The sequence below is a fragment of the Flavobacterium sp. XS2P24 genome (assembly GCF_030010285.1).
GTDB classification, from domain to species: domain Bacteria; phylum Bacteroidota; class Bacteroidia; order Flavobacteriales; family Flavobacteriaceae; genus Flavobacterium; species Flavobacterium algoritolerans.
Genome location: NZ_JASCRU010000003.1, coordinates 189,518 through 214,089 on the forward strand (window position 1 = coordinate 189,518; position 24,572 = coordinate 214,089).

Below are 24,572 nucleotides of genomic sequence, written 5' to 3' on the forward strand. Positions count from 1 at the left end.
AATTCCCTTTTTAAAAAAAATTCAAAAGCAATTACAGTCAAAAATTCAATTCTTAAATTTTAAAGAATCGCTTTGTCCATTTGTCCCAAAACGAAATATAAATAGCCACCAATGTGAAAATCAGTAAAAATAAATGGTACCAAGCATTACTAATTAAGTCAAAGAAATCTAATTTTCCATTAGCGTAGCTCAATATAAGCAATACTTGAGCGCCATACGGTAAAACTCCTTGAATTATACACGAAAAAATATCCAGAATTGCAGCCGTTTTTCTAGGATTCAATCCATATTCATCATTAATTTCTTTGGCAATAGGCCCTGTAATTACAATAGAAACCGTGTTGTTCGCTATTGCTAAATTAGCAAAACCCACTAAAGCACCAATTCCCGCTTGAGCTGATTTTTTACTTTTAATTCTTTTTTTAATTTGAACTAATAAATACGTTATTCCACCCGCTTTATCTACCATAGCTGCTAAACCTCCAGTAAGCATTGACAATAAGAAAATATCAGTCATACTGGTAAAGCCTTCATATATCTTTTGAGTGAACTCCATTAACGTAAACGAACCACTAAAATAACCTATGATTCCTGCCAATAAAGTTCCAATAAGCAATGTTGAAAATACATTAACACCTACTACCGCCAATACTATTACTAATACATAAGGTACAATTGCAATCCAGGAAAAATCATTTTTTGCAATGGCAACAGTCACAATATCCGAGTTTAAACCAAGATAAAAGAAAACCATAATAGTCAAAATTGCAGCAGGAAAGGCAATAAATAAGTTAATCTTAAACTTGTCCTTTAGATCACATCCCAATGACTGCGTTGCTGCGATAGTAGTATCAGAAATCATCGAAAGATTATCACCTAACATAGAGCCACCTAATAAAGCGCCTGAAATTAAAGGTAATGAAGCACCGCTTTTATCAGCTAAAGCGACAGCTATCGGGCCAATAGCTACAATTGCACCCACTGATGTTCCTGTAGCAGTTGATAAAAAAGAAGCAATCAAGAAAATTCCTAAAGGAAAATAAGCAACATCAATAGTATTTATTCCAAGATTCACGACAGCATCAACTCCACCCATCGCTTTACTTACTACTGCGAAGGCTCCTGCTAGCAAATAAATTAAACACATGGTCATGATTTTACTTTCACCACATCCTGCAATCAATGTAGCAACTTTTTCATCAGTAGTGGATTTGAAAAGTAAAAAGGCTGCTATGATACCAACTACAACTGCCACTGGCGATGGAAAAGCATAAAAATCATTCAGAACAATTCCTGCTCCTAAAAAAGTAAAAATAAAAACCAATAAAGGAATCAAGGCAAAGGCATTTCCTTTTTCTTTTGAAAATAAAGTCATAAAAATAATTTAAAATTAAAAATTATGACGAAAAACAAAGCTAAATATGGGAATGTAGACAACATTTTTTCCAAAGGATTTGGCTTATCGTTTTAGCACCTTGCTTGTTGTTGCAGGTTGCTATCCTATTGAAGGATTCGTGATAACGGATGCAAAAGTAATTAATTATTTATGAAATTAGCCTAATTTTATTCCAAAAAAAGATAATTCAAAAAAAAGCGCCACATGAAAATGTAGCGCGATTATAATTAAGATGTTGAAAGGCAAACTTTAAATAATTAAAAAGCTACATTCCATTTTGGCAGTCTTCCATTTTCGTCAAGGAAGTTTTGTAAAACTTGTCCCTCTACAAATGTTGGAATCACTTTTGTCTTATCGTTGAATGTCTCATACCAAACCACTTCAAGTGTGCTAATATCTTCGATTTTCATTTGTGCAGGCCAAGAATATTTTCTTCCAGTTTTAGCAAATTGGTGTCCTTCAACAATTTTGTCTTTTAAACCACCATTTTTAATTTTCAAAGTTCCGTTATTTTGAACAGTTCCAGTAGAACCAACCATAATTAACTCTTTTTCATCTCCTACTGAATACACTAAAAATACTCCAGATCCTTCTGATGCATTGCAAACTTCTGCTAAACTATCTTCTGTAGTAAATGAAAACTGATTGCTAACTTTGAATTTTTTTAACTCTTTGTACATATTATTTTATTTTTATTTGAACTGGCTTCGACAAAAAAATACCCCACAAAATCGTGAGGTCCATTAGAAACCATTCGTTTATGTTTGTTTTTATTAGGATTACATCTTAAAAACAGATGCCTTTAATAAAGTGCAAAGATATTTCTTTAATTCATATTTATAATAAAAAAGCCCCACAAATTGTGAGGCTTTTAAAATATTTAATTAGAGTTTAGATTAACCTAAAACTTCTTTTACTTTTTTACCAATTTCAGCTGGAGAATCTACCACGTGAATTCCACATTCTCTCATGATTTGTTTTTTAGCTTCAGCAGTATCGTCAGATCCACCAACGATAGCACCTGCATGTCCCATTGTACGTCCTGGAGGAGCAGTAACTCCTGCAATGAAACCAACTACTGGCTTACGGTTACCATCCGCTTTGATCCAATGAGCAGCATCAGCTTCTAATTGTCCACCAATTTCACCTATCATTACGATACATTCTGTTTCTGGGTCATTCATCAATAATTCAACTGCTTCTTTTGTAGTTGTTCCAATGATTGGGTCTCCACCTATACCAATTGCAGTAGTGATTCCTAATCCTTGTTTTACTACTTGGTCAGCTGCTTCGTAGGTTAATGTTCCAGATTTAGAAACAATACCAACAGTTCCTTTTTTGAAAACAAAACCTGGCATAATACCAACTTTAGCTTCACCCGGAGTGATTACACCTGGACAGTTTGGACCTATTAATCTAGAATTTCTTTCTTTAACATAACTATTTGCTTTTATCATGTCAGCAACAGGAATTCCTTCAGTAATTGCAATAATTACTTTAATTCCAGCATCTGCAGCTTCCATAATTGCATCTGCAGCAAAAGCCGGCGGAACAAAAATGATAGTTGTATCAGCTCCTGCTTGTTCTACAGCATCTTTTACAGTATTGAAAACTGGTCTGTCTAAGTGAGTAGTTCCCCCTTTTCCTGGAGTTACACCACCAACAACGTTAGTACCGTACTCAATCATTTGAGAAGCATGGAAAGTTCCTTCGCTTCCTGTAAAACCTTGAACAATTATTTTGGAATCTTTATTAACTAAAACACTCATGATATATTTTTTATGTAGTTTTTAAAATTGTTATGCAAAAGTATAAAATAGTAATCAGTAATCAGTATTCAGTATTCAGTTTTTTGACACTAAATTATGATAATTGACTCATTTGATACCCTCGAAATAGTTTATTGTCTTTTATTTGCCAAATAACCATAAAATGCGCCAATAACATTTCTTCTCTTGGATTCTCAATCGTTTTCACAAAATGAGAATAACGCACCGAAATGGTATCATTTTCACTTACAATATGACTAATTCTAACCTTTGAACGAACGTAAGCTTTACTCAAATCATTAGACAGACTCAATAAAGAATTATAATCCAATTGAACTAATCCCTTACTGCTGTACCATTCAACAATAACTTCAGGATGCAAAAAATCTTTTATGACTTCGTTGTCAATTAGCGCATCTGATTTGTAAAACTTCTGAATGATTTCTTTAGCAGACATATTACTTTAGTTTATTAAGAATTTCTGGTATCTTCTTGATATTAGCCAGTTGTTTCAATTTTTCTCTTGATTCTTCTATTGGTGTACCAAAATAAGACTTTCCTCCTTCAACTGATTTTGTAACTCCGGTTTGACCAAGAATGACAGCCTTTGCTCCTATTGTGATCCCGCTTGTAGTTCCTACTTGTCCCCAAATAGTAACTTCGTCTTCAATAATGACACAACCCGCAATTCCGGTTTGTGAAGCAATTAAACAATTTTTTCCAATAACGGTATCATGGCCAACATGTACTTGATTGTCAATTTTTGTGCCTTCGCCAATAGTTGTATCGCCAGTCACACCTTTGTCAATTGTACAAAGCGCTCCTATTCCCACATTATCTTTGATAACTACTCTTCCACAGGAAAGTAATTGATCATATCCTTCAGGACGTTTTTTATAATAAAACGCATCAGCACCAAGAACGGTTCCAGCATGAATCATTACATTATCGCCTATTACGGTATAATCATAAATGGAAACATTAGAATGAATCAAACAATTCTTTCCAATAACAACATGATTCCCAATAAACGTATTAGGTTGTATTACAGTATCTTCACCTATTGAAGCTGAAGCAGCTATTGAAACATTCGAAAACTGAAAAGGCTTGAAATAGTTTGTTAATTTATTAAAATCTCTAAAAGGATCTTCAGAAATCAACAATGCTTTTCCATCTGGACAAGCTACATTTTTATTGATTAAAACAACAGTCGCTGCAGAGTTTAATGCCTTGTCATAATACTTAGGATGATCCACAAAAACAATATCTCCAGATTCAACAACATGTATTTCATTCATTCCAGTCACTGGAAAATCTTTATCACCAACATATTCACAGCCGATGATATTTGCAATTGCTTCTAAAGAGTAAACTTTTTGGAATTTCATTTATTTAGTATTCAGTGTTCAGCAATCAGTGTCCAGTATATCTGATTACTGAACACTGATTACTGTAAACTATTCTTTAACTCGTTCCATGTAAGAACCTGATGCAGTATCAATTTTAATTTTATCTCCTTCATTAATAAACAAAGGGACATTTACAGATGCGCCAGTTTCAACAGTTGCTGATTTTGTTGCATTTGTAGCAGTATTTCCTTTAATTCCTGGCTCAGCGTATGTCACTTCAAGAATAACTGAAGCTGGCATATCTACTGAAAGCGGTAAATCAGTCTCAGTATTGATGCTTACCATTACATTTTCTCCTTCTTTCAATAAATCTGGTGAATCTAAAATGTTTTTGTTTAAAGTAATTTGTTCGAAAGTCTCTGTATTCATAAAATGAAATTGATCACCTTCTGGGTACAAAAATTGAAATTTATGGTTTTCTACTCTAACTTCTTCAATTTTATGACCTGCAGAAAAAGTGTTGTCCAAAACTTTCCCGTTAGTTAAACTTCTAAGTTTTGTTCTAACAAAAGCAGGACCTTTTCCTGGTTTTACGTGAAGAAATTCAATGATTTTGTAAATATCGTTGTTGTATTTAATACACAATCCGTTTTTAATATCTGATGTAGATGCCATTATTTTTTTATTTTTATTACTATTTTTATTTTTTGGTAACTAAAAACTACTTTTTTTAGTAGTTTCCAGAATATCCTTTCATTACTCCTCTTGAAGAATTTCGAATAAAATCAATGATTTCATCTCTTTCCGGTGTCGCTTCCATCTCTGCTTCAATAATACCCAAAGCTTGAGTTGTATTGTAATTTTTTTGATATAGAATTCTATAAATATCTTGAATCTCTCTGATTTTTTCAGTTGTAAAACCGCGTCTTCTCAATCCAACAGAGTTAATTCCAACATACGACAATGGCTCTTTTGCTGCTTTTGTATAAGGAGGAACATCTTTTCTTACCAGAGATCCACCTGATATCATGGCATGATCACCAATTTGAATAAATTGATGTATTGCTGCCAATCCACCGATAACCGCAAATTTACCTACGGTAACGTGACCTGCCAAAGCTACTCCATTTACAATAATTGCATTATCGCCAATATGACAATCGTGGGCAATATGCGCAGTTGCCATTACCAAACAATTATTCCCTAAAGTAGTTTGTCCGGATGCAATTGTTCCTCTATTGATAGTTACACATTCTCTGATGGTACAATTGTCTCCAATTATTGCTAAAGAATCTTCTCCACCAAATTTTAAATCCTGTGGAACTGCCGAAATAACTGCACCAGGGAATATATTACAATTTTTTCCAATTCTTGCGCCTTCCATTATGGTAACATTCGAACCAATCCAAGTTCCGTCCCCAATAACTACATTATTGTGAATGGTTGTAAATGGTTCAATGACAACATTTTTGGCGATTTTGGCGCCTGGATGAACATAGGCTAGTGGTTGATTCATATTCTTTGTTTAATCGTTTAACTGTTTAATCGATTAACCGAATACACGATTAACCAAATCAACAAAAAAATTACTGTTTCTTAGCAATTTGTGCCATTAATTCTGCTTCAGCAACTAGTTTTCCATTTGCGTAAGCGTTTGCTTGCATGTGACAAATCCCTCTTCTAATAGGTGTAATTAAATCACACTTAAAAATTAAGGTATCACCAGGCAATACTTTATGTTTGAATTTAACATTATCTATTTTCATAAAATAAGTCAAATAATTTTCAGGATCCGGAACAGTGCTTAAAACTAAAATTCCACCCGTTTGTGCCATTGCTTCAACAATTAAAACACCTGGCATAACTGGAGCTTCAGGAAAATGTCCAACAAAGAAATTCTCATTCATGGTAACATTTTTCATACCGACAACATGAGATTCAGACATTTCAATAATTCTGTCAATCAATAAAAACGGTGGTCTATGTGGTAGAACAGCCATAATTTTATGAATGTCCATTAATGGTTCTTGATGCAAATCATAAACAGGAACATAATTTCTTTGTTCGATTTTTATGATTTTTGCCATTTTTTTGGCAAACTGTGTATTTACAAAATGTCCTGGTTTATTAGCAATTACTTTACCTTGAATTCTTGTTCCAATTAAAGCTAAATCACCTACTACATCAAGTAATTTGTGTCTTGCCGCTTCATTTGGATAATGCAAAGTAAGATTGTCTAAAATTCCATTTGGTTTAACTGTAATTTCGTCTTTTCCAAAAGCAACTTTTAAATTTTCCATTGTAGCTGCCGATATTTCTTTATCTACGTATACAATAGCATTATTTAAATCGCCACCTTTTATTAAACCATTTTCTAACAATGATTCTAATTCATGCAAAAAACTAAATGTTCTAGACTCCGATATTTCCGTTTTAAAATCTGAGATGCTTTTCATTGTAGCATTTTGAGTACCCAGTATTTTAGTACCAAAATCTACCATTGCAGTAACTGAATAATGATCGTTTGGCATTACCAATATTTCACTACCAGAAGCTTCATCTGTAAAAGAAATTACTTCTTTTACTACGTATACATTTCTTTTAGCGTTTTGTTCTTCAATTTCTGCTTTTTCAAGCGCTTCAACAAAATATTTTGAAGAACCATCCATAATAGGAAGTTCAGAGGCATTCAATTCAATGATTACATTATCTAAATCACAACCAATTAGTGCTGCTAAAACATGTTCAGGTGTCTGAATTTTTACGCCTAATTTTTCTAAATTGGTTCCTCTTTGCGTGTTTACAACATAATTAGCATCTGCTTCAATAATAGGTTGTCCTTCCAGATCTACTCGAACAAAAGTAAAACCATTATTTACTGGAGCAGGTTTAAAAGTCATTTTTACTTCTTTTCCTGTGTGTAATCCAACTCCAGTTAGCGAAATTTCTGTTTTGATGGTCTTCTGTTTAACCATTGTTTCCATTTTTTTGGTTTAATATTTGTTTTTTTAATTCTTCTATTTCTGCAACAATTTTAGGTAAATTCTTGAAATGAACATATGATTTACTAAAATCATTGTATCCAAATGTAGGGCTTCCTTGCAAGATTTCATCATCTTTTATATTACGTCCCACACCTGATTGCGCTTGGATTCGAACATTATTACCAATGGTTAAATGCCCCGAGATTCCAACTTGTCCGCCAATCATACCACTTTTTCCAATTTTTGTAGAACCTGCAACTCCTGTTTGAGCAGCAATTACGGTGTTTTCACCAATTTCTACATTATGGGCAATCTGAATTTGATTGTCAAGCTTTACTCCTTTTCTAATAATTGTTGACCCCATTGTAGCTCTGTCTATTGTAGTACATGAGCCTATATCTACATTATCTTCAATAATTACATTTCCTATTTGCGGAATCTTAGTGTAGGTTCCGTCTGGATTGGGTGCAAAACCAAAACCATCAGCGCCTATTATAGCACCGGAATGAATCGTACAATTATTCCCAATTACAGTCTCCGAATATATTTTTGCGCCAGCGAACAATATTACATTATCCCCTATTACCACATTATCCCCCACGAAACAATTAGGATATATTTTTACATTTTCACCCAAAACTACATTCTCACCCACATAACTGAAACTACCAAGATATAACTTATCTCCGTATTTTACACTTTGTGACAGGAAGGAAGGCTGTTCTATTCCGCTTTTATTCAATTTCACCTGATTGTAAAACTCTAATAATTTAGAAAATGCGGCATACGCATCTTCCACTTTTATTAATGTAGTGGTTAAAGGTGATTCTGGCACAAAAGTCTCATTAACAATTGTTACTGAGGCTTTTGTAGAATATATATAATTGAGATATTTAGGATTTGATAAAAAAGTTAGCGATCCATCAGTACCTTCCTCGATTTTTGACAATCTAAAAACTTCCGCCATGGGATTCCCAACAACTTCTCCTTCTAAAATCCCCGCTATTTGTTCTGCTGTAAATTTCATTGCGACAAAAATATAAAAAAATAGATTTTAAATGACCTTTTTATAGCAGTTGTTTTGGGAAACAGATATAATACTTAGTCACTAATTTAGATAACGATTTTAAATTCAGCTGGTCAGAAGATTCTATAACGTCCTCAATTGTGCTGTCTTTTTTCAAAATTCGTATCGGTTCGGCTTCTTTACTATACGCTTGATTTTTTATTTTGCCTTTAAAAATAAAATAATTGGTTTCTAATAATGAAATATTATTTTCCAATGCAAAACGCTCCTTTAGTGGATGCAATTCTTCAATCGCCACTTTTTCACTGGTTAGTTTTATTTTTAATAAATCTCGATTGACAATCATTTTGCTTAAAGATGATAATATAAAATCATCTTGTTTTTGCCAAGCTTTTAATGCTCCAATAATATCAAAATCATCTAATTGAGCAAATAAATCCAAGGTTTCAGCATCAAAAGTATCTATGGTCACTTTGTTTTGCATAAAAAACAATAAAGGCTCGCTGCATGGTAATTGCACTCCTTTTAACGTCAATTCTTTGGCGCGTTTTAAGATTTTCATCAAAATTAACTCTGCTACCAAACTGGTTTTGTGCAAATACGCCTGCCAATACATCAATCGTCTGGACATTAAAAATTTCTCTACAGAGTAAATTCCTTTTTCTTCGATTACCAAATAATCGTCCACGACATTCATCATTTGAATCAATCGTTCCGAGTTGACATTTCCTTCTGCCACTCCAGAATAAAAGCTATCACGTTTCAAATAATCCATTCGATCCATGTCCAATTGACTGGAAATCAACTGTAACATAAATTTTCTATTATATTCTCCTTTAAAAACCTGAATTGCCAAACTTAACTGACCGTTAAATTCCACATTCAATTGGTTCATAAATAGCAAAGAGATTTCTTCGTGATGTACATCTTCAACAATGCTTTTTTCCATCGCATGTGAAAACGGTCCGTGACCTATATCATGCAATAAAATAGCAATATATAATGCATTTTCTTCTTCAGGAGATATTAATACGCCTTTAAAACGCAATACATCTACCGCTTTTTGCATCAAATGCATACAACCCAAAGCATGATGAAAACGGGTGTGATTTGCGCCAGGATATACTAAATACGACAATCCCATTTGAGAAATTCGACGCAAACGTTGAAAATAAGGATGCTGAACTAAATCGTAGATTAAGGCATTTGGAATGGTAATAAACCCATAAATGGGATCATTGAATATTTTAAGCTTATTGATTTGACTCACTATTAAGTTTGTTTTTAAGGTCAACAAATATAAGTAAATTAGATTTCAAAACAGAGTTGTTCCTAATTGTGATTTGGAGCCAAAAAAAACGGAGCGTTTGAAGCGCTCCGTTAGTATAATTTTTTAAAGTTTTCTAATCCAAATATTTCTGAATTGATTTTTAGAATCATGATCTTGAAGCGAAATAACATCATCGCCATGAGAGGAAGGATAATTATGCAAACCAATATAAAGAGTCAACCCGTTTATGGTAGTATTATTTTGTACCAAAACACCATTCAAAAATACGGTAATTCTCGCCGGAGCATCAATCTTGCCATCAGCTTTGAATCTTGGTGCAGTGTAGATTACATCATAAATATTCCATTCCAGTGGCGTTTTTACAGCGTTTACCAATGGTGGATGGTCTTTATAAATACTTCCCGCCTGACCATTATTGTATGTTCTGTTATTGTAGGAATCCAATATTTGCAATTCGTATCTGTTTTGGAAAAAGACACCGCTATTTCCTCTAGCCTGTCCTCCATCTAAAACAACATCCGGTGCGCTCCACTCCAAGTGCAACTGGCAATCACCAAAAGCCATTTTGGTTTGAATCGCTCCAGAACCCGGAACAACTTCCATATAATCTTTGTCAACAATTTTCCATCCTGCAGGTTTGCTTGCATCTTTTTGACTTACCCATTGGTCTAAGTTTTTACCGTCAAATAAAATAATCGCATCCGAAGGCGCACTTCCAAGAGTTTTAGCTGGCGTTATTACTTTTACTTCCGGTTCCCAAATTTCCGTCATTTCGGGTTTCATTGGCATTGGGGAAACCTCAGGTGGAGTATTCACATATTTGTGTTGCGCCATAGCTGCCGTTGCAGAAAATAAGGCAATCATTAAAAAAGAGTTCTTGAAGTTTTTAGATTTCATAGTTAAATTCATTTGGTTTAAAAAAATATAAATATAGCATAATTGTTCTCTTTTCAATATTAAGCATTTTTTTTTCACGAACTAACTTTTAATTTAAATATAACTAATTGATGGTTAAACTTTAGATTTTTATTCCAAAGGCTGACAATTCCAAAGAAATCGTTTTCTTAAAAAATTAACATAATTTTAAGTTCGTTTAGTTCGGTAAATTACGAACTAACTTTAATTTTGCAAAAAAAATCATGGCTGCAATACAAAAAGAGAGAGAAGAACTTATCGAGATGTTCGGAATTCATTTTGAGTTATTATACAATTTACCGCCACTAGGTTCCAGAATTTTAGGATTACTAATAATTGATGGTTGCAAAACCGGGTTAACATTTGAAGAGATAGTAGAAAAACTTGGAGCCAGTAAAAGCTCTATTTCAACCAACTTGAATCTGCTTCTAAAAATGGATAAAATAAATTATTACACCTTATGTGGTGATCGAAAAAAATATTTTAAGCCTTCCCAATTCAGTGAAAGATTAACAAATTATATCAAAATCCTGGATTTTGAAAAAAAGATAATAGACAAATTAATCTCTTACAGAGAGCAAACTATTTCGTGTACTGAAGAACGATGCAATATGGAAAATGTCAAGGCCTACAAGGTACACGTTTGCGAAGTAGAAGAACTTTTAATTAAGACGATCGAAAAATTCAAAGAAATAGAAAGAAATAACAGTTAAAATAATAATTAATCAATTTTAGTAAATAGTCCCGTATGAAAAAGAAATATTTTATAAGTGCAATTTTGTTATCAATAAGCTTGCTCTCCTGTAAAAAAGAAACCGCTCCAACAGCTCCTCCTGTAATGCCCTATAAAGTTGTCGAAATAGGAACATCTAATACCACTTTGTTAGCTGAATATCCTGCTAGTCTAGAAGGTGTTACAGATATTGACATTCGTGCAAAAGTAGATGGATATATTGAAAAAATATATGTACAAGAAGGTCAAGAAGTTAAAAAAGGTCAATTGCTTTTTAAATTAGAGACACAAACGGCAACCCAAGAAGCTGGTGCTGCAAAAGCAAAAGTTGCCGCTGCTCAAGTGGAAGTAAATCGTTTAATCCCGTTGGTAGAAAGAAAAATAATCAGTGATGTTCAATTAGAAACTGCAAAAGCAAATTTAGCTAGTGCTAAAAGTACTTATCAAAGTATCGTTGCCAGAATTAATTATGCTACTATAAAAAGTCCGGTTAATGGAATTGTGGGAACTTTACCTTTAAGACTGGGAAGTTATGTCAGCAGTCAAACAGTCGAACCATTAACTCGCATTTCAGATGTTAGTACCATTTATGCCTATTTTTCAGTAAATGAAAAAGAACAATTGGACATCATGATGCATGCTCAAGGAAAGTCTTTTCAAGAAAAAATAAACAAAATGGAAGCTGTAAACTTAGTTTTGAGCAATGGTATGCAATATGAACAAAAGGGTAAAATTGAAACCTTTAGCGGACAAGCCAATGCAGCAACAGGTTCCTTTAATGTAAGGGCAAGTTTTCCAAACGGGAATAAATTATTGCGTTCTGGAGGAAGTGGAACTATTCAAATCCCAACAGATTTAGAAGATGTTATTATTATTCCACAAAATGCTTCATTAGAATTACAAGACAAGCGTGTGGCACTTGTTGTGGATAAAGATAACAAAGTAAAAGCAGTTCCAATTGAAGTGCGTGCAATTCCTGGAGGCAAATTTTTTGTAGTTGATAGCGGATTAAATATTAACGATAAAATACTTATTGAAGGAGTTGGGATTGTAACTGAAGGAACCCTCATTAAACCTGAAGTAGTTGATTTTAATACGATAATCAATCCAACAAAAAAATAATTGACAAACTAACTATTGAATAAATAATAAAATATGTTTTCAAAATTCATTGACAGACCGGTATTGTCAACGGTGGTATCTATTATCATCGTAATTTTGGGAGTTTTAGGGTTAACCTCACTTCCAGTATCTCAATATCCAGAAATAGCGCCACCTACGGTAACTGTATCAGCAAATTATCAAGGAGCAAGTGCCGAAGTTGTAATGAACTCGGTAGTAATTCCATTAGAAGAACAAATCAACGGTGTTGAAGACATGACTTATATGACTTCAACATCAAATAATGATGGTTCTGCTTCCATTAATATATACTTTAAATTAGGTACAAATCCTGATTTAGCAGCTGTGAATGTACAAAATCGTGTATCACGTGCCACACCTTTATTGCCTCAGGAAGTCACAAGAGCCGGTGTTACAACTTCAAAGAGACAAAGTGATAATATTTTGATTTTATCACTGTACAGTGAAAACCCTGATTATGACGATGTTTTTCTTCAAAATTATGCAAACATCAATATTTTACCAAAAATAAAACGTGTAGCTGGAGTTGGAGAAGCAATGATTTTTGGTCAAAAAGACTACTCTATGCGTATTTGGCTTAAGCCAGATGTAATGGGAGCTTATGGACTGGTTCCTTCGGATATTACAACGTTATTAGCGGAGCAAAATATTGAAGCTGCTCCAGGTCAATTGGGTGAAAGTGGCGACCAATCGTTTCAATATACATTAAAATACAAAGGGCGTTTACAAAATGCAAAAGAGTTTGAAGAAATTATTGTTCGTTCAACCGAAAACGGAGAAATCCTTAAGTTAGGTGATGTTGCAAAAATTGAATTGGGAGCTGTAAATTATGCCAGTAATGCGTATACAAACGGAAACAAATCTATTGCAATTGCTATTGCACAAACTGCTGGATCTAATGCACAAGAAGTAATTGAAGGATCCTTAAAAGTATTGGATCAAGCAGAAGTAAATTTCCCTAAAGGGGTAAAATATGCTACATTAATTAATGCAAATGACTTCTTAGATGAATCTATCACAAAAGTGATTCATACTTTAATAGAAGCCTTTTTACTAGTATTTATTGTAGTTTTTATCTTCTTACAAGATTGGAGATCAACTCTTATACCTGCAATTTCTGTACCTGTGGCTATTGTGGGAACTTTCTTTTTCCTAAGTCTATTTGGCTTTACCATTAACTTATTAACGCTTTTTGCCTTAGTACTTGCCGTCGGAATTGTGGTTGATGATGCCATTGTAGTGGTCGAAGCCGTCCATGCCAAAATGGAAGCTGGAGAGCACGATCCAAAAAAAGCGGCTCACAGTGCCATGCAAGATATCAGTAGTGCAATTATTTCCATTACACTTGTTATGTCTGCGGTATTTATTCCTGTATCATTTATCAGTGGTTCAGCAGGAGTTTTCTACAAACAGTTTGGATTAACTTTAGCCGTTTCAATTGTATTATCAGCGATTAACGCCTTAACGCTTTCTCCTGCATTATGTGCCATTTTCTTAAAAGAACACGATAAAAGTTCCAAGAAGAAGGGTTTTATGGAGCGTTTTTATACTGCATTTAATGCTGGATTTGAAACAACAACCGCCAAATACAAAAGATCCGTTGAGTTTTTTATAAAACGCAAATGGTTAGCCTTTTTAGGAATTGCGGTTTTCGCAGGGATTTTTATCTTGTTATTAAATATTACTCCAAAGGCATTTGTTCCCGGTGAAGATACAGGTGCCATTCTTTCGGATGTTTCACTTCCACCCGGAACTTCATTAGAAAGAACAGAGGAAGTATTGTTGCAAATTGAAAATAAAGTAAAAGACATTCCTGAAATAAAAGAAGTGCTTCGTATTTCAGGTCGTAGTTTGATAAGTGGTACTGGTAGTAACTACGGAATGGTCATTGTAAAATTGAAAACCTGGGCTGAACGTAAAGATGCCAATCAGGAAATAACAGCTGTTGTAGCTGAACTATTTAAGCGTACCGCTGCAATTAAAGATGCGAAAGTACTTTATTTTGCTCGTCCTACTCTTGTTGGTTTTGGTTTTACCAATGGTTTTGAATTTCAATTGCAAGATCAAAAAGGAGGTTCTATCCAAGAGTTAAGTGAAGTAAATAATAAATTTTTGGCTGCTTTAAACAGCCGTCCCGAAATCAAATATGCAGCTACTTCTTTTTCTCCTAATTACCCGCAATACCGAATTGATTTGAATGTTGCTGCCATAAAAAAATCAGGTTTAACAGTAACTGATATTTTAGGAACCATGCAAGGCTATTATGGCGGAGTTTATGCCTCGAATTTTAACAAATTTGGAAAACAATATCGAGTAGTTTACCAATCTGATCCTGAGTTTAGAAGTAATCCTGAATCATTGAATAAAGTATTGGTTAGAAATAATACCGGTCAGATGGCTCCTATTTCACAATTTGTGACTTTAGTAAAAGTATTTGGTCCACAGGCAATTGAACGTTTCAATTTATTTACATCGGTAAAAATCACTGGTGCACCAAATGAAGGTTTCAGTTCTGGTGATGCGATTAAAGCCGTTGAAGAAGTGGCAAGTCAAAGCTTACCTGTTGGATATGGTTATGAGTATTCAGGAATGACTCGTGAGGAAATTAGTGCAGGTGGTCAGACATTGTATATTTTCTTATTGTGCTTGGTTTTTGTATATTTCTTGTTAGCTGCTCAATATGAAAGTTATATGTTGCCTTTTGCCGTATTAATTTCATTGCCTATTGGTTTAGCTGGAGCTTATCTATTTGCTTATTTATTCAATGTGAGTAATAACATTTACTTACAAATAACACTTATTATGCTTATTGGATTGCTAGCTAAAAACGCCATTTTGATAGTCGAGTTTTCTGTAGATTCCAGGAAAAAAGGAATGAGTATTACGCAAGCTGCTATTCATGGTGCTGTTGCTCGTTTACGTCCTATTTTGATGACATCATTTGCATTTATCTTCGGATTATTGCCTTTAATGTTAGCCAAAGGAGCTGGAGCTGTTGGAAACAATGCTATTGGAACTGGAGCAATTGGCGGAATGTTAATCGGAACCATTTTTGGGGTATTTGTTATTCCGGTATTGTTTATCGTTTTCCAAACCCTACAGGAAAAAATTTCTACAAAACCACTTCCTGTAGAAAATCAGGAATCAGATGTTACACTTTTAGATGAAAAAAATGAAAAATAATATATATAGAATCACACTCTTGGGAGTTACAGCAATACTGATGCAGTCTTGCTTTGTTGCCAAAGATTACAAACGACCGGAATTAAAAACGGAAAATTTGTATCGAAATGAAGTGGTTTCCACCGATACCATTTCACTTGCGAATGTAGCTTGGAACAATGTTTTCACAGATCCTCTTTTGCAGGGATACATCAAAAAAGGATTAGAAAATAACCTTGATATCAAAATTGCCATGCAAAATATTGCAGCGGCAGAAGCAACCATGAAACAAGGAAAAGCGGGATACTTCCCTACTCTTTCTGCAGGTGCCGATTGGACGCATCAAGAACTTTCTAAGAACAGTCAGTTTGGAGCATTGCTGCAAGACAGAAGTACCGATCAATATCAATTTACGGGAAGTCTTTCTTGGGAAGCTGATATTTGGGGAAAAATAAGAAGTAATAAGCGTGCTGTAAATGCCGCTTATCTACAAACAACAGCTGCAAATCAAGCCGTGAAAACGCAATTGATTGCTAACATTGCAGCTACGTATTATCAATTGCTTTCGGTTGATGCACAAATAAAATTAGCAGAGAAAACATTGGTTAACAGAAACCAAAGTGTTGAAACTATTGTCGCATTAAAAAAAGCAGGAAATGTAACTGAAGTTGGCGTGAAGCAAACCGAAGCACAGAAATATGCTACTGAAATTATCATTGCCGATTTAAAAAACAGCATTATCATTCTTGAAAATACCATGAGTATTCTTATGGGTGAAGGTTCCGCTAAAATCGAAAGAAGCACATTTGAGTCACAATCCATACAACCAACAATTACACTTGGCGTTCCTGCGACATTGTTGAGAAACAGACCTGACGTGATTGCAGCTGAATACAACTTGATTTCAAATTTTGAACAGACAAATGTTACCAAAAGTAATTTTTATCCAACATTAAAACTTACAGCAACGGGCGGGCTTCAGAGTATTGATTTAAAAGAATGGTTTAGTGCCAATTCGATTTTTGCAAATATAGTTACGGGATTAACGCAGCCTATTTTCAATCAAAGACAAATTAAAACGAGGTTCGAAATTGCAAAAGCCAATCAGGAAAAAGCCTATCTTCAGTTTGAGCAGTCGTTATTAACTGCTGGAAAAGAAGTTTCGGATGCATTGGCACAATACAATAATGAAACATATAAACTCACCGTTAGAGAAAAACAAGTCGATGCTTTGAATAAAGCCACTGATTATTCGGATGAATTGTTGACGTACGGTTTAGCCAATTATTTAGAAGTTTTGACTGTAAAAGACAATGCTTTGAATGCAGAACTAAGCTTGATAGACAATAAATTCCAACAATATAAAGCAATAATTCAATTGTACAGAGCCCTTGGTGGTGGCTGGCAATAATGAGATTGCTTGACTAATTATTATTGATTCCTGTTTGTTTCAAAACCACTGCTTTTGTACCGGCAGTGGTTTTGTCATTTATACCATTTGTCTTTTTGATAATTAATTTCGAAAATTATTTCAGTTGGATTGGAATCCAAATTTCCTCTTCGGAACTGGGATCGTTATTCTTGTACTTTTCCCCTAATAATTCAAAATGGAATCTGTCATCCAAAACGTATTCAGAGTTGGGCAACCAAGTTCCAAAAATATACTGAAATGTGTTTGAAGCGGTCGATACATCTCCTTTGTGAACAAAAACCGCATACAATCCTCCAGCTAAAATAAACGGCTCCATTTCTTCTGGAATTTCATTGAAATCAGTTACAGCAACGGCTGCCCATTTTTCGAATTCAGTATTGGGGTTAAAAGTATTAAAATACGACGCATCATATTTTTGCATGGAATACAAATCACTTCCAATATTATTTTTAATTTCTTTTCGTCTTGGCATGAAACTTTTCCAAAGTTCCGCAGTTTTATTATTGGAAAGCGAAAGTGTTATTCGTTTGCCAATTAATTTTGTTTCCGGTAGCATTTCAATTCTAGGATTCATATAAAAATTGCTTTTTTAGATTGGACAAATGGCTAATCAGTTGCTAAAATAGCGTAACCGTAATTATCAGACCAGCCAGATGACAATGGTAATAATTTTCGGGTGTGGGCTTCTCTTGTCATTCCGGTTTTTTCTAAAACGCTGATAGAACCTAAATTTCCCAAGGCACAACCTGCTTCAATACGATGCAAATTCAGTCCTTCAAATCCAAAACGGATAATTTCTTTCAACGCTTCAGTAGCGTAGCCTTTGTTCCAATGGTCTTTGTGGAGTTTAAACCAAACTTCGGCATTTTTATATTTTACTTTCCCCAAATTGATTCCTATTAATCCTATCATTTGGTTTCCGGTATTTAATTCCACCGCAAAAGTAAAATGGGTCGTAAGTTCTTTGTTGTTCTCAAAAATCCACTTTTCTAAAAGTAGTTTTGTTTCTTCAATAGCTGCCGGAATTCCTAACGTATTAAATTCATCGGTTTCTTTCAAAGAATGCAACTCGTGAATATAATCCAAATCCAATAGTGTGATTGGTCTTAGTATTAATCGTTCCGTTTTAAGAATTATAGTATTCATTTTTTGTTTTAATAATTACTAATGAATGCAATCAATACTCCTCCTCTTCATCCAGTTCTGATTCCTTTCTAATTGTAGTATCCGTATTAAAAAATTTGGTTACGTCTTTTTTATCCTTTTGATTCTTTTTAATCAAATATAAAATTAAAGCAATTGCGCAAACCAAAACTGCAGCTATAATAATCCAATTTATTTCCATTGTTTTTGTTTTTAGTAAAGTTGCAGGAATATAAAAATAATTAAATTAGGATACAGTCGTAATTATTGTTTCTTCGTAATGACTTAGCTATTTGTTTAAAATTACTAAAAACTACTTTACAAATATAAAGGCTAGTACAAGCTTCTAGCTCGAATCAGAGGAACCATTTGGACAAAAACAAGATTCAAAATACTAGTCTTAGTAACTCTTTTAAGTTGGCAATAGATCAAAACTAATTGTTCAATACTATTCATTTTCTATTAGTTTAATTGATGTCAATAATTGTCCTGTTTGTTCGATGTCAAAGTATTTATCTTTTATAAGTTTAACTTTATAGTTTTTTGGCAAATAAACTCCCCATTTTGAAAAATCTAATAATGCTGGGTTTGTCTTCAAAAGATTAGAAATATGACTGTCAATATTTGCTAATGGTAGAGATACAGAACTCCATTTAGAAATTAATTTTTGTTTAGAAACTTCAATATTAAATGAACTACTACTGTCGTCAAGCGTATTTTTAATTCCTGCAATATTTAAAAGCAATTGTATAGTTCTATTTATTCGTGTTCCTGTGAATGTGAAGAGTTGTATGTTTTTTTCTATTGCCAGTAAAGGTCGGTCTGATTGTAGATCCTTAATATTGAAAACCAAGAATCCTTTTCGAAGAATTTCTATTTCATCAGAACTTGGTTTGTCGAGAAAATCGTAATCTGTTTTAGAATAAAGAATATCAAACATTTTTTCTCTTATTCTTGGATGTATTGCACCACCATTTCCAAAAAACATTGGTTTTTTTCCATCTCTTGTTGGGATTACTTCTATCTTTTTTGCCTTGTGGTCAACGAATTTTATTTTCCAAATTTTAGCCGACAATAAAATATTTTCATCCTCAATAATTTGGGGCGAAAATGGTACTTCCCCAATTTTATTACCTGCATTTACCACTTTAAAATTTTCTTCGGTTTTAAAGACGCTGTAAAATTCACGACTGTTCACTACCATTTCTCCTTCTACACCAATTATTACCTCTTGCTGCAATTTTTCAAGAAAATCAATTTCGATTAAATGATTAAGGATTTCTTCAATTTCAAATAATTCAATTCCTTTAAAAGCCGAATTTTCACGAAGTTGACTTATTAAAACCGTTAATTTAATTCCTGAATATCCTTTTGTTATTGACAAAGCTTGATGAACTAAAATATCATAAGGTTTTTCATTTTTTAGTGGTGGTTCAATAAAACCTTCTTTGTACAATAACCAACAAGCAATTGATTGAAGTAAACTCCATTCATTTGTGGCATATAAATACAAATTACTGCTTTTTCCCTCTTTTCGTCCGCTTCTGCCCACACGTTGAATTAGTGAAGCAATACTATGAGTTGCATCAATTTGAACCACTTCGTCAACGGCTCCAATATCAATACCTAATTCGAGCGTTGATGTGCAAGAAATGCAAAAATTTTGTCTGTTGTTATTCTTTGCAAAGTATTCTACATATTCTCTAACTTCTCTATCTACAGATGAATGGTGTGAAAAATAATTAGAATGACCTTTTACTAAGGCTGAAATTTTTCTAAGTTTTACAGCAACTTCTTCCACACGTCCTCTATTGTTTGGGAAAATTAAAACTTTGTTATCTTTTGTTTCGGTGTATAAATCTTTTAAAAGCTCTAATGGTAAATCGGTGTTTTTACTTTTAAAGTATTTAAATATCACATTAATTTCTTTTGCAGTCCTGTCTAATAATACTTTTGTTTTTGATTCATCTCCTGTAAATTTTTTAGCTTCGTCATAATCGCCGATTGTTGCAGATAGTCCAACAATACTAAACGATTTTGAATTAACTTGTTGTAATCTTGATAAAATAGATTTCAACTGAATTCCTCTATCTGTTCCTATAAATGAATGAATTTCATCAATAACGACATACTTTAAGTTTGAAAACAATTGCTTTACATTGAAAGGTTTGTTTGCAAACATTGCTTCCAAAGATTCGGGGGTTATTAGAACAATCCCTTTTGGATTCTTTAATAACTTATCTTTTACTGTTTTGTTTGCTTCTCCGTGCCATTTTACAACATCTACGTCAAGATTTTTGCAAAGTTCTCCTACACGATAAAATTGGTCATTTATTAAAGCGATTAAAGGCGAAATATAAAGGACTTGAACACCCGACTCATTGAAGTCCACTTTTGAAAGTATTGGTAAAAAAGCGGCTTCTGTTTTCCCGGATGCTGTCCTTGATGCTAAAATAAAATTGTCATCCGATGCCAAAATTTTAGCAATAGCGGCTGTTTGAATTGGGCGCAATTCCTCCCAACCTTTATCACGAATAAATTTCCGTATTGGTTCTGAAAGTAACTCAAATGACATTATAGTTCTTCTATGTTGTCTAATGAAAATTCTGCTGGTCTTTCATCTGAAATTTCAAGTCCTCCAAATAGCATCTTTTTATCCACTGTTGGGTTTTGACGAATAATGTTTAAGATGTTTAAAAATTCTCGAATGACCTCTCTTGGCATTAAAAATTCAGAAGCTCCAGGTTTATTAAACAACTCTTCCATAAACTGATGTATTTCGCTGTCATTTATTGAAATTTCCGTTTTGTAATTGTAATCAAATATTGCTTTTAAATTTTTAAGCAAAAACAATATTTCATCGTGGTTAAGAGGAAGTAAGCGAATTACGGGTTGCGCAAAATCTCTTATTTCTGCTGTTTCATATTTATTGGTTACCAATCTTGTTTTTAAAGCGTCGTAACTAAAAAAGCCTCTGCGTTGGTTTTCTAAAACCTCTTTTGTACCCGCAAAATTGAAAAACAAATTGGCAACTTTTCCTTGAAAACAATCATTGTATATGGTAAGTATTTTTTCGTAATTTTTCTCTCTAACAGCAGTATTTGTAATCTTGTAAAGATTAATAGCTTCATCAAGATTTACCATAAAACCGCTATAACCCATACTAACAAATAGTTTGCAGAAATTTTTGAGCATATCATAATAATTCAAATCATTGATAATTTCTCTAATTCCTAAATCTTGTCTGGCTTCGGTCTTGGTTCTGTATTCTCCTTTTAGCCATTTCAAGGCATTTCTTCTTAATTGCTCATCGTTTTTTATATATCCTTCGTAATATTTTATTATGACCAATCCAAAGTCAAAACCACCAACATCGGTAATCTCGTTAATGGTTTTCATAATGTTAGTTTGAATTAGATTTAAATATTGTTCGTTGCGAATTTCAGGCAATGAAATTTTATTGTCGTCCGCTGTTTTAGTGATAACTTGCTCAATCCATTTTTCTAATAAAGTTGGCAAAGCTCCGCCGTCTGGATTGGTCTGAATAGATACATTATCCATAATGGCAGTATAAAGAGCAACTCCTTTCCCATCATTAGAATACATACGATTGTCTGGAGTAAAGTCGGCATTGGCTACTACAAACTTCTGTTTTAAAGCCACTGTATTAAGCAAATGGAGCATAAAAGATTTTCCTGAACCAAAATCGCCAATCCAAAATTTTACCATACTATGACCATTCTTCACATCTTCTAATGCGGAAACTACTGCATTTATTTCTTTGGAACGCCCAACAGCAATATGTTGAACGCCGATTTTAGGAACTACGCCCCCAATTAGTGAATTGATAATTGATGTGGCTTCTTTAGGTTTAATGTTGTTTGTCATTTTGTTGAAATTCTTTGAAAATAGTTCGTGTTTATAGTGTAATAATCCTCTTCTTCTTCAATCAATATATCATCCAAAAACTCGTAACAAGTATCATTAATGCTTTCTATTAATTGGCTTTTGAAAACTCCTTTTGATTTTGCAAATACTTCAAGTTCGCTTTGAGATACTGAAAAATTGCTTTTCGCAAATAGCTCTAATGCTGTTGTATGTATTGCTGAAAAAGTTAATTCACTAACAAAAGTGGACTGATGAACTTCTTCTTTATTTATTTGTTGAGATTTAATGCTATTGTTATCCTCTTCAAAATCATCTTTTAGATACTCATTTAAGAATTCGACTGTTTCGGAATGTTTTTTTTGAATTTCATTTATTGAAGCGGTATTAAACTGTATTTTTTTGCGTTTAATTTTATAAATTTCTGGAATCTGTTTTAAAGCTTTTTCTAAATCCTTGTCCTTAATTAATTCACTAACAATTTTTTCAAAATCGTGTAATTGCTCATTCGTTTTAAATAGACTTTTTTGAATGGTTTTTGTATGCTGTTTGTTATCAAAAGTCGCTGATTTTAAATCTTGATACAGATAATGAATATAAAGGGATAAGGCAGATTCATTGTCATATTTTGCAATAAATTTTGATGCTTCAAAAAATATATTTTCAACAGATGGATTCTTTTTATTTAGTTTTCCGAGTGAAATAATTGAATCTATAAATTCTTGTGGCTTATCATTGTAATTTGCAGTTAATTGCTCAAACTTGATTTTCCAACGACTTGTATTTATTGTATAAAGTTCAATGTCTGTGTTTTCGTTTGGTCGAGGAACTTTTGAAATTAAAATCGGTAATAATTCGGTTGCTTTGGAAAGTATTTTTGTTTCAAACTCTGTTTTGGCTTCTATATTGGTATAATAATTATCAATATTTAGTTTACGTTTATGACCATAAAGTTCGCGAACCGAGTTTTCACAACATTTAAAAATATGTGAGTAAAATTCATTAGGTGTTGTTTCAATGCAATACTTGTAATTCTGACTCCCATTCCTGTATCTGAAATGTTTTCTTGCAATTACATCTGCAACAGCCAAAAATTGCTTATCAATATTAGTTTCCTCTTGAATATATTTATCTTTTAATGCTGAAATTACTGCAATATAAAGTTTTAGGATTTCAAGACCACAATACTCAATGTTGAAAAAGGCATTATTTGGATTGTAAATAGCATTAAGAAGTTTTACCTCCTCTTCATTCAGTTTCAGTTTGTCCTTGTATTTGCTTCCTAATTTCCAATACTCTTCATAAAAATTGCTATTGGAATAAGTATTGACATTATTTAACGCAGAAATGTTTACCTCTTCCTTTTTTTGTTTAAGAATTAGACCTCCATAAGGCTTTGTGTCAGGATAAATTTCCCCTATTTTTTTTAGCTGGGTCTCTAGTTTTAGCAAATTTTTATCCTCTTCATATTCGTTTTTAAAGTCATTTATTAGAATGAAAGCATAGTTTGTATTTTTATACAAATCATAATAAATTCCATTTAGAAAGCTATTCTTAAAAATATTATAAAACCCCTTTTGGTTATTAGAAGCCTGATTGATTTCAGAAAAAGAATATACATATTGATTTTTCCATTCAGGCACACCTAGAATATATTTAGCCAAAACCCCATTAGAGCGTATTTTGGAGAATTGACCTGTGACATCAATAACAGAGTCATTCTTATAATTGTTTAACGAACTAGACTTAATATCAACTTCTTGTCTTTTTTGTTCAAGAAATGAAACTACATAAGGCTTTATTGCAGGATAACATTCACCTAATTTATTAAATTGGGTTTCTAATTTTAATAAATTTTTGTCTTTTTTATATTCACTTTGAAGTTCAAACATCAGGATAAAAGCGTAGTTTGTATTTCCTTCTAAAAACACAATATCACCGTTTATAAAGCTCCTTTTGTAAAAATTATAAAATTGTATTTGTTCGTGTGTAGCTTTAGTGATTTCAGAAAAAGAATAAATTTGTTTATCTTCCCATTTAGGTACTCCACTACTGTATTTTATCATACGGTAATTTGAGTTTATTTGCGTGGATTGACTCGTAACGTCAATAATAGGATTATCCTTGATGTTGTTTGAAGAACTTGAAGTTGTTACAGTAACTTTAATATTTTTATTGAGTTTCTGCATTAATTCATTTCGAATTACAGCATCTGATTCATACTTCTTATTATAATTTGTATAGGTATTATTTTGTCTAGAGCCATCGTCTTTACTCGAAGCAATGTATATTATAAAGATTATTATTCCTATTATGAATATTGTCATCATTTTATGTTGAAAT

General features: G+C 33.0%; 21 protein-coding genes and 1 riboswitch. Of the genes, 4 read left to right on the top strand and 17 right to left on the bottom strand.

Annotation, left to right across the window (positions count from 1 at the left end):
* Positions 1-52: 52 nt before the first annotated feature.
* The 11 genes from QLS31_RS03995 to QLS31_RS04045 all read right to left on the bottom strand — a co-directional run bounded on the left by QLS31_RS03995 (position 53) and on the right by QLS31_RS04045 (position 10,713).
* Positions 53-1,375, bottom strand: a complete 1,323-nt coding sequence (locus QLS31_RS03995; protein ID WP_282742765.1) for a Na+/H+ antiporter NhaC family protein — start codon at positions 1,373-1,375, stop codon at positions 53-55.
* A gap of 54 nt (positions 1,376-1,429) precedes the next feature.
* Positions 1,430-1,526: riboswitch (SAM-I-IV-variant riboswitch) on the bottom strand.
* Between the two features lie 127 nt (positions 1,527-1,653).
* The gene (locus QLS31_RS04000; protein WP_121342069.1) at positions 1,654-2,076 is read right to left on the bottom strand and encodes a hypothetical protein; all 423 of its coding nucleotides are present in this window, start codon (positions 2,074-2,076) and stop codon (positions 1,654-1,656) included.
* Between the two features lie 216 nt (positions 2,077-2,292).
* Complete coding sequence (sucD, locus tag QLS31_RS04005) at positions 2,293-3,165, bottom strand: succinate--CoA ligase subunit alpha (RefSeq protein WP_282712933.1); 873 nt, start codon at positions 3,163-3,165, stop codon at positions 2,293-2,295.
* A gap of 94 nt (positions 3,166-3,259) precedes the next feature.
* A complete protein-coding gene (locus QLS31_RS04010; RefSeq protein WP_282742767.1) occupies positions 3,260-3,622 on the bottom strand; it encodes a nuclear transport factor 2 family protein in 363 nt (120 codons plus the stop codon).
* Position 3,623: 1 nt separating this feature from the next.
* Entirely contained in the window at positions 3,624-4,553 is a 930-nt protein-coding gene (locus QLS31_RS04015; protein WP_282742768.1) for a UDP-3-O-(3-hydroxymyristoyl)glucosamine N-acyltransferase, read from the bottom strand.
* 69 nt (positions 4,554-4,622) lie between these two features.
* A complete protein-coding gene (gene efp, locus QLS31_RS04020; RefSeq protein ID WP_099715484.1) occupies positions 4,623-5,189 on the bottom strand; it encodes an elongation factor P in 567 nt (188 codons plus the stop codon).
* Positions 5,190-5,244: 55 nt separating this feature from the next.
* Positions 5,245-6,030 (bottom strand): acyl-ACP--UDP-N-acetylglucosamine O-acyltransferase, encoded by a 786-nt coding sequence (lpxA, locus tag QLS31_RS04025; RefSeq protein WP_099715483.1) that lies wholly within the window; start codon positions 6,028-6,030, stop codon positions 5,245-5,247.
* A 70-nt stretch (positions 6,031-6,100) separates the two neighbouring features.
* On the bottom strand, positions 6,101-7,489 hold the full coding sequence (locus QLS31_RS04030; RefSeq protein ID WP_282713076.1) for a bifunctional UDP-3-O-[3-hydroxymyristoyl] N-acetylglucosamine deacetylase/3-hydroxyacyl-ACP dehydratase: 1,389 nt from the start codon (positions 7,487-7,489) through the stop codon (positions 6,101-6,103).
* Positions 7,482-8,525: a UDP-3-O-(3-hydroxymyristoyl)glucosamine N-acyltransferase gene (lpxD, locus tag QLS31_RS04035; protein ID WP_282712930.1), complete on the bottom strand. Its 1,044-nt coding sequence runs from the start codon at positions 8,523-8,525 to the stop codon at positions 7,482-7,484. Before lpxD ends, QLS31_RS04030 begins: the two co-directional genes overlap by 8 nt.
* A gap of 40 nt (positions 8,526-8,565) precedes the next feature.
* Positions 8,566-9,795 carry an HD domain-containing protein gene (locus tag QLS31_RS04040; protein ID WP_099716332.1) on the bottom strand — a complete coding sequence of 410 codons (1,230 nt, stop codon included), beginning with the start codon at positions 9,793-9,795 and terminating at the stop codon, positions 8,566-8,568.
* 123 nt (positions 9,796-9,918) lie between these two features.
* Entirely contained in the window at positions 9,919-10,713 is a 795-nt protein-coding gene (locus QLS31_RS04045) for a DUF1080 domain-containing protein (protein ID WP_099715481.1), read from the bottom strand.
* 242 nt (positions 10,714-10,955) lie between these two features.
* Between QLS31_RS04045 and QLS31_RS04050 the strand changes: the two genes are divergently transcribed.
* The 4 genes from QLS31_RS04050 to QLS31_RS04065 are packed head-to-tail and all read left to right on the top strand — an operon-like array spanning position 10,956 to position 17,180.
* Entirely contained in the window at positions 10,956-11,444 is a 489-nt protein-coding gene (locus QLS31_RS04050; protein ID WP_282742770.1) for a hypothetical protein, read from the top strand.
* 35 nt (positions 11,445-11,479) lie between these two features.
* Entirely contained in the window at positions 11,480-12,586 is a 1,107-nt protein-coding gene (locus QLS31_RS04055) for an efflux RND transporter periplasmic adaptor subunit (protein ID WP_121342072.1), read from the top strand.
* A 33-nt stretch (positions 12,587-12,619) separates the two neighbouring features.
* Positions 12,620-15,790, top strand: a complete 3,171-nt coding sequence (locus QLS31_RS04060) for an efflux RND transporter permease subunit (RefSeq protein WP_099715478.1) — start codon at positions 12,620-12,622, stop codon at positions 15,788-15,790.
* Positions 15,780-17,180: an efflux transporter outer membrane subunit gene (locus tag QLS31_RS04065; RefSeq protein WP_282742772.1), complete on the top strand. Its 1,401-nt coding sequence runs from the start codon at positions 15,780-15,782 to the stop codon at positions 17,178-17,180. Before QLS31_RS04060 ends, QLS31_RS04065 begins: the two co-directional genes overlap by 11 nt.
* A 115-nt stretch (positions 17,181-17,295) precedes the next feature.
* On the opposite strand, the gene QLS31_RS04070 is transcribed toward QLS31_RS04065, so the two are convergent.
* The 6 genes from QLS31_RS04070 to QLS31_RS04095 form a co-directional block, all read right to left on the bottom strand.
* On the bottom strand, positions 17,296-17,775 hold the full coding sequence (locus tag QLS31_RS04070; RefSeq protein ID WP_282742774.1) for a GyrI-like domain-containing protein: 480 nt from the start codon (positions 17,773-17,775) through the stop codon (positions 17,296-17,298).
* 32 nt (positions 17,776-17,807) lie between these two features.
* The gene (locus QLS31_RS04075; protein ID WP_282742776.1) at positions 17,808-18,347 is read right to left on the bottom strand and encodes a GNAT family N-acetyltransferase; all 540 of its coding nucleotides are present in this window, start codon (positions 18,345-18,347) and stop codon (positions 17,808-17,810) included.
* Between the two features lie 31 nt (positions 18,348-18,378).
* Positions 18,379-18,546: a hypothetical protein gene (locus QLS31_RS04080; RefSeq protein WP_282742777.1), complete on the bottom strand. Its 168-nt coding sequence runs from the start codon at positions 18,544-18,546 to the stop codon at positions 18,379-18,381.
* Positions 18,547-18,792: 246 nt separating this feature from the next.
* Positions 18,793-20,919 (bottom strand): DEAD/DEAH box helicase, encoded by a 2,127-nt coding sequence (locus tag QLS31_RS04085; protein WP_282742779.1) that lies wholly within the window; start codon positions 20,917-20,919, stop codon positions 18,793-18,795.
* The gene (locus QLS31_RS04090; RefSeq protein ID WP_282742781.1) at positions 20,919-22,232 is read right to left on the bottom strand and encodes an ATP-binding protein; all 1,314 of its coding nucleotides are present in this window, start codon (positions 22,230-22,232) and stop codon (positions 20,919-20,921) included. Before QLS31_RS04090 ends, QLS31_RS04085 begins: the two co-directional genes overlap by 1 nt.
* Positions 22,229-24,559: a tellurite resistance TerB C-terminal domain-containing protein gene (locus tag QLS31_RS04095; RefSeq protein WP_282742783.1), complete on the bottom strand. Its 2,331-nt coding sequence runs from the start codon at positions 24,557-24,559 to the stop codon at positions 22,229-22,231. The genes QLS31_RS04090 and QLS31_RS04095 overlap by 4 nt, the downstream gene beginning before the upstream one ends.
* Between the last annotated feature and the right edge of the window lie 13 nt (positions 24,560-24,572).

Bases quoted from the DNA above. Each gene is read 5' to 3' on its own strand.
- efp (WP_099715484.1), bottom strand. From the start codon at position 5,189: ATGGCATCTACATCAGATATTAAAAACGGATTGTGTATTAAATACAAC.
- QLS31_RS04030 (WP_282713076.1), bottom strand. From the start codon at position 7,489: ATGGTTAAACAGAAGACCATCAAAACAGAAATTTCGCTAACTGGAGTT.
- QLS31_RS04010 (WP_282742767.1), bottom strand. From the start codon at position 3,622: ATGTCTGCTAAAGAAATCATTCAGAAGTTTTACAAATCAGATGCGCTA.
- QLS31_RS04095 (WP_282742783.1), bottom strand. From the start codon at position 24,559: ATGATGACAATATTCATAATAGGAATAATAATCTTTATAATATACATT.
- QLS31_RS04060 (WP_099715478.1), top strand. From the start codon at position 12,620: ATGTTTTCAAAATTCATTGACAGACCGGTATTGTCAACGGTGGTATCT.
- QLS31_RS04080 (WP_282742777.1), bottom strand. From the start codon at position 18,546: ATGGAAATAAATTGGATTATTATAGCTGCAGTTTTGGTTTGCGCAATT.
- QLS31_RS04055 (WP_121342072.1), top strand. From the start codon at position 11,480: ATGAAAAAGAAATATTTTATAAGTGCAATTTTGTTATCAATAAGCTTG.
- QLS31_RS04085 (WP_282742779.1), bottom strand. From the start codon at position 20,919: ATGTCATTTGAGTTACTTTCAGAACCAATACGGAAATTTATTCGTGAT.
- QLS31_RS04070 (WP_282742774.1), bottom strand. From the start codon at position 17,775: ATGAATCCTAGAATTGAAATGCTACCGGAAACAAAATTAATTGGCAAA.
- QLS31_RS04050 (WP_282742770.1), top strand. From the start codon at position 10,956: ATGGCTGCAATACAAAAAGAGAGAGAAGAACTTATCGAGATGTTCGGA.
- QLS31_RS04045 (WP_099715481.1), bottom strand. From the start codon at position 10,713: ATGAAATCTAAAAACTTCAAGAACTCTTTTTTAATGATTGCCTTATTT.
- lpxD (WP_282712930.1), bottom strand. From the start codon at position 8,525: ATGAAATTTACAGCAGAACAAATAGCGGGGATTTTAGAAGGAGAAGTT.
- QLS31_RS04065 (WP_282742772.1), top strand. From the start codon at position 15,780: ATGAAAAATAATATATATAGAATCACACTCTTGGGAGTTACAGCAATA.
- sucD (WP_282712933.1), bottom strand. From the start codon at position 3,165: ATGAGTGTTTTAGTTAATAAAGATTCCAAAATAATTGTTCAAGGTTTT.
- lpxA (WP_099715483.1), bottom strand. From the start codon at position 6,030: ATGAATCAACCACTAGCCTATGTTCATCCAGGCGCCAAAATCGCCAAA.
- QLS31_RS03995 (WP_282742765.1), bottom strand. From the start codon at position 1,375: ATGACTTTATTTTCAAAAGAAAAAGGAAATGCCTTTGCCTTGATTCCT.
- QLS31_RS04075 (WP_282742776.1), bottom strand. From the start codon at position 18,347: ATGAATACTATAATTCTTAAAACGGAACGATTAATACTAAGACCAATC.
- QLS31_RS04090 (WP_282742781.1), bottom strand. From the start codon at position 22,232: ATGACAAACAACATTAAACCTAAAGAAGCCACATCAATTATCAATTCA.
- QLS31_RS04015 (WP_282742768.1), bottom strand. From the start codon at position 4,553: ATGAAATTCCAAAAAGTTTACTCTTTAGAAGCAATTGCAAATATCATC.
- QLS31_RS04000 (WP_121342069.1), bottom strand. From the start codon at position 2,076: ATGTACAAAGAGTTAAAAAAATTCAAAGTTAGCAATCAGTTTTCATTT.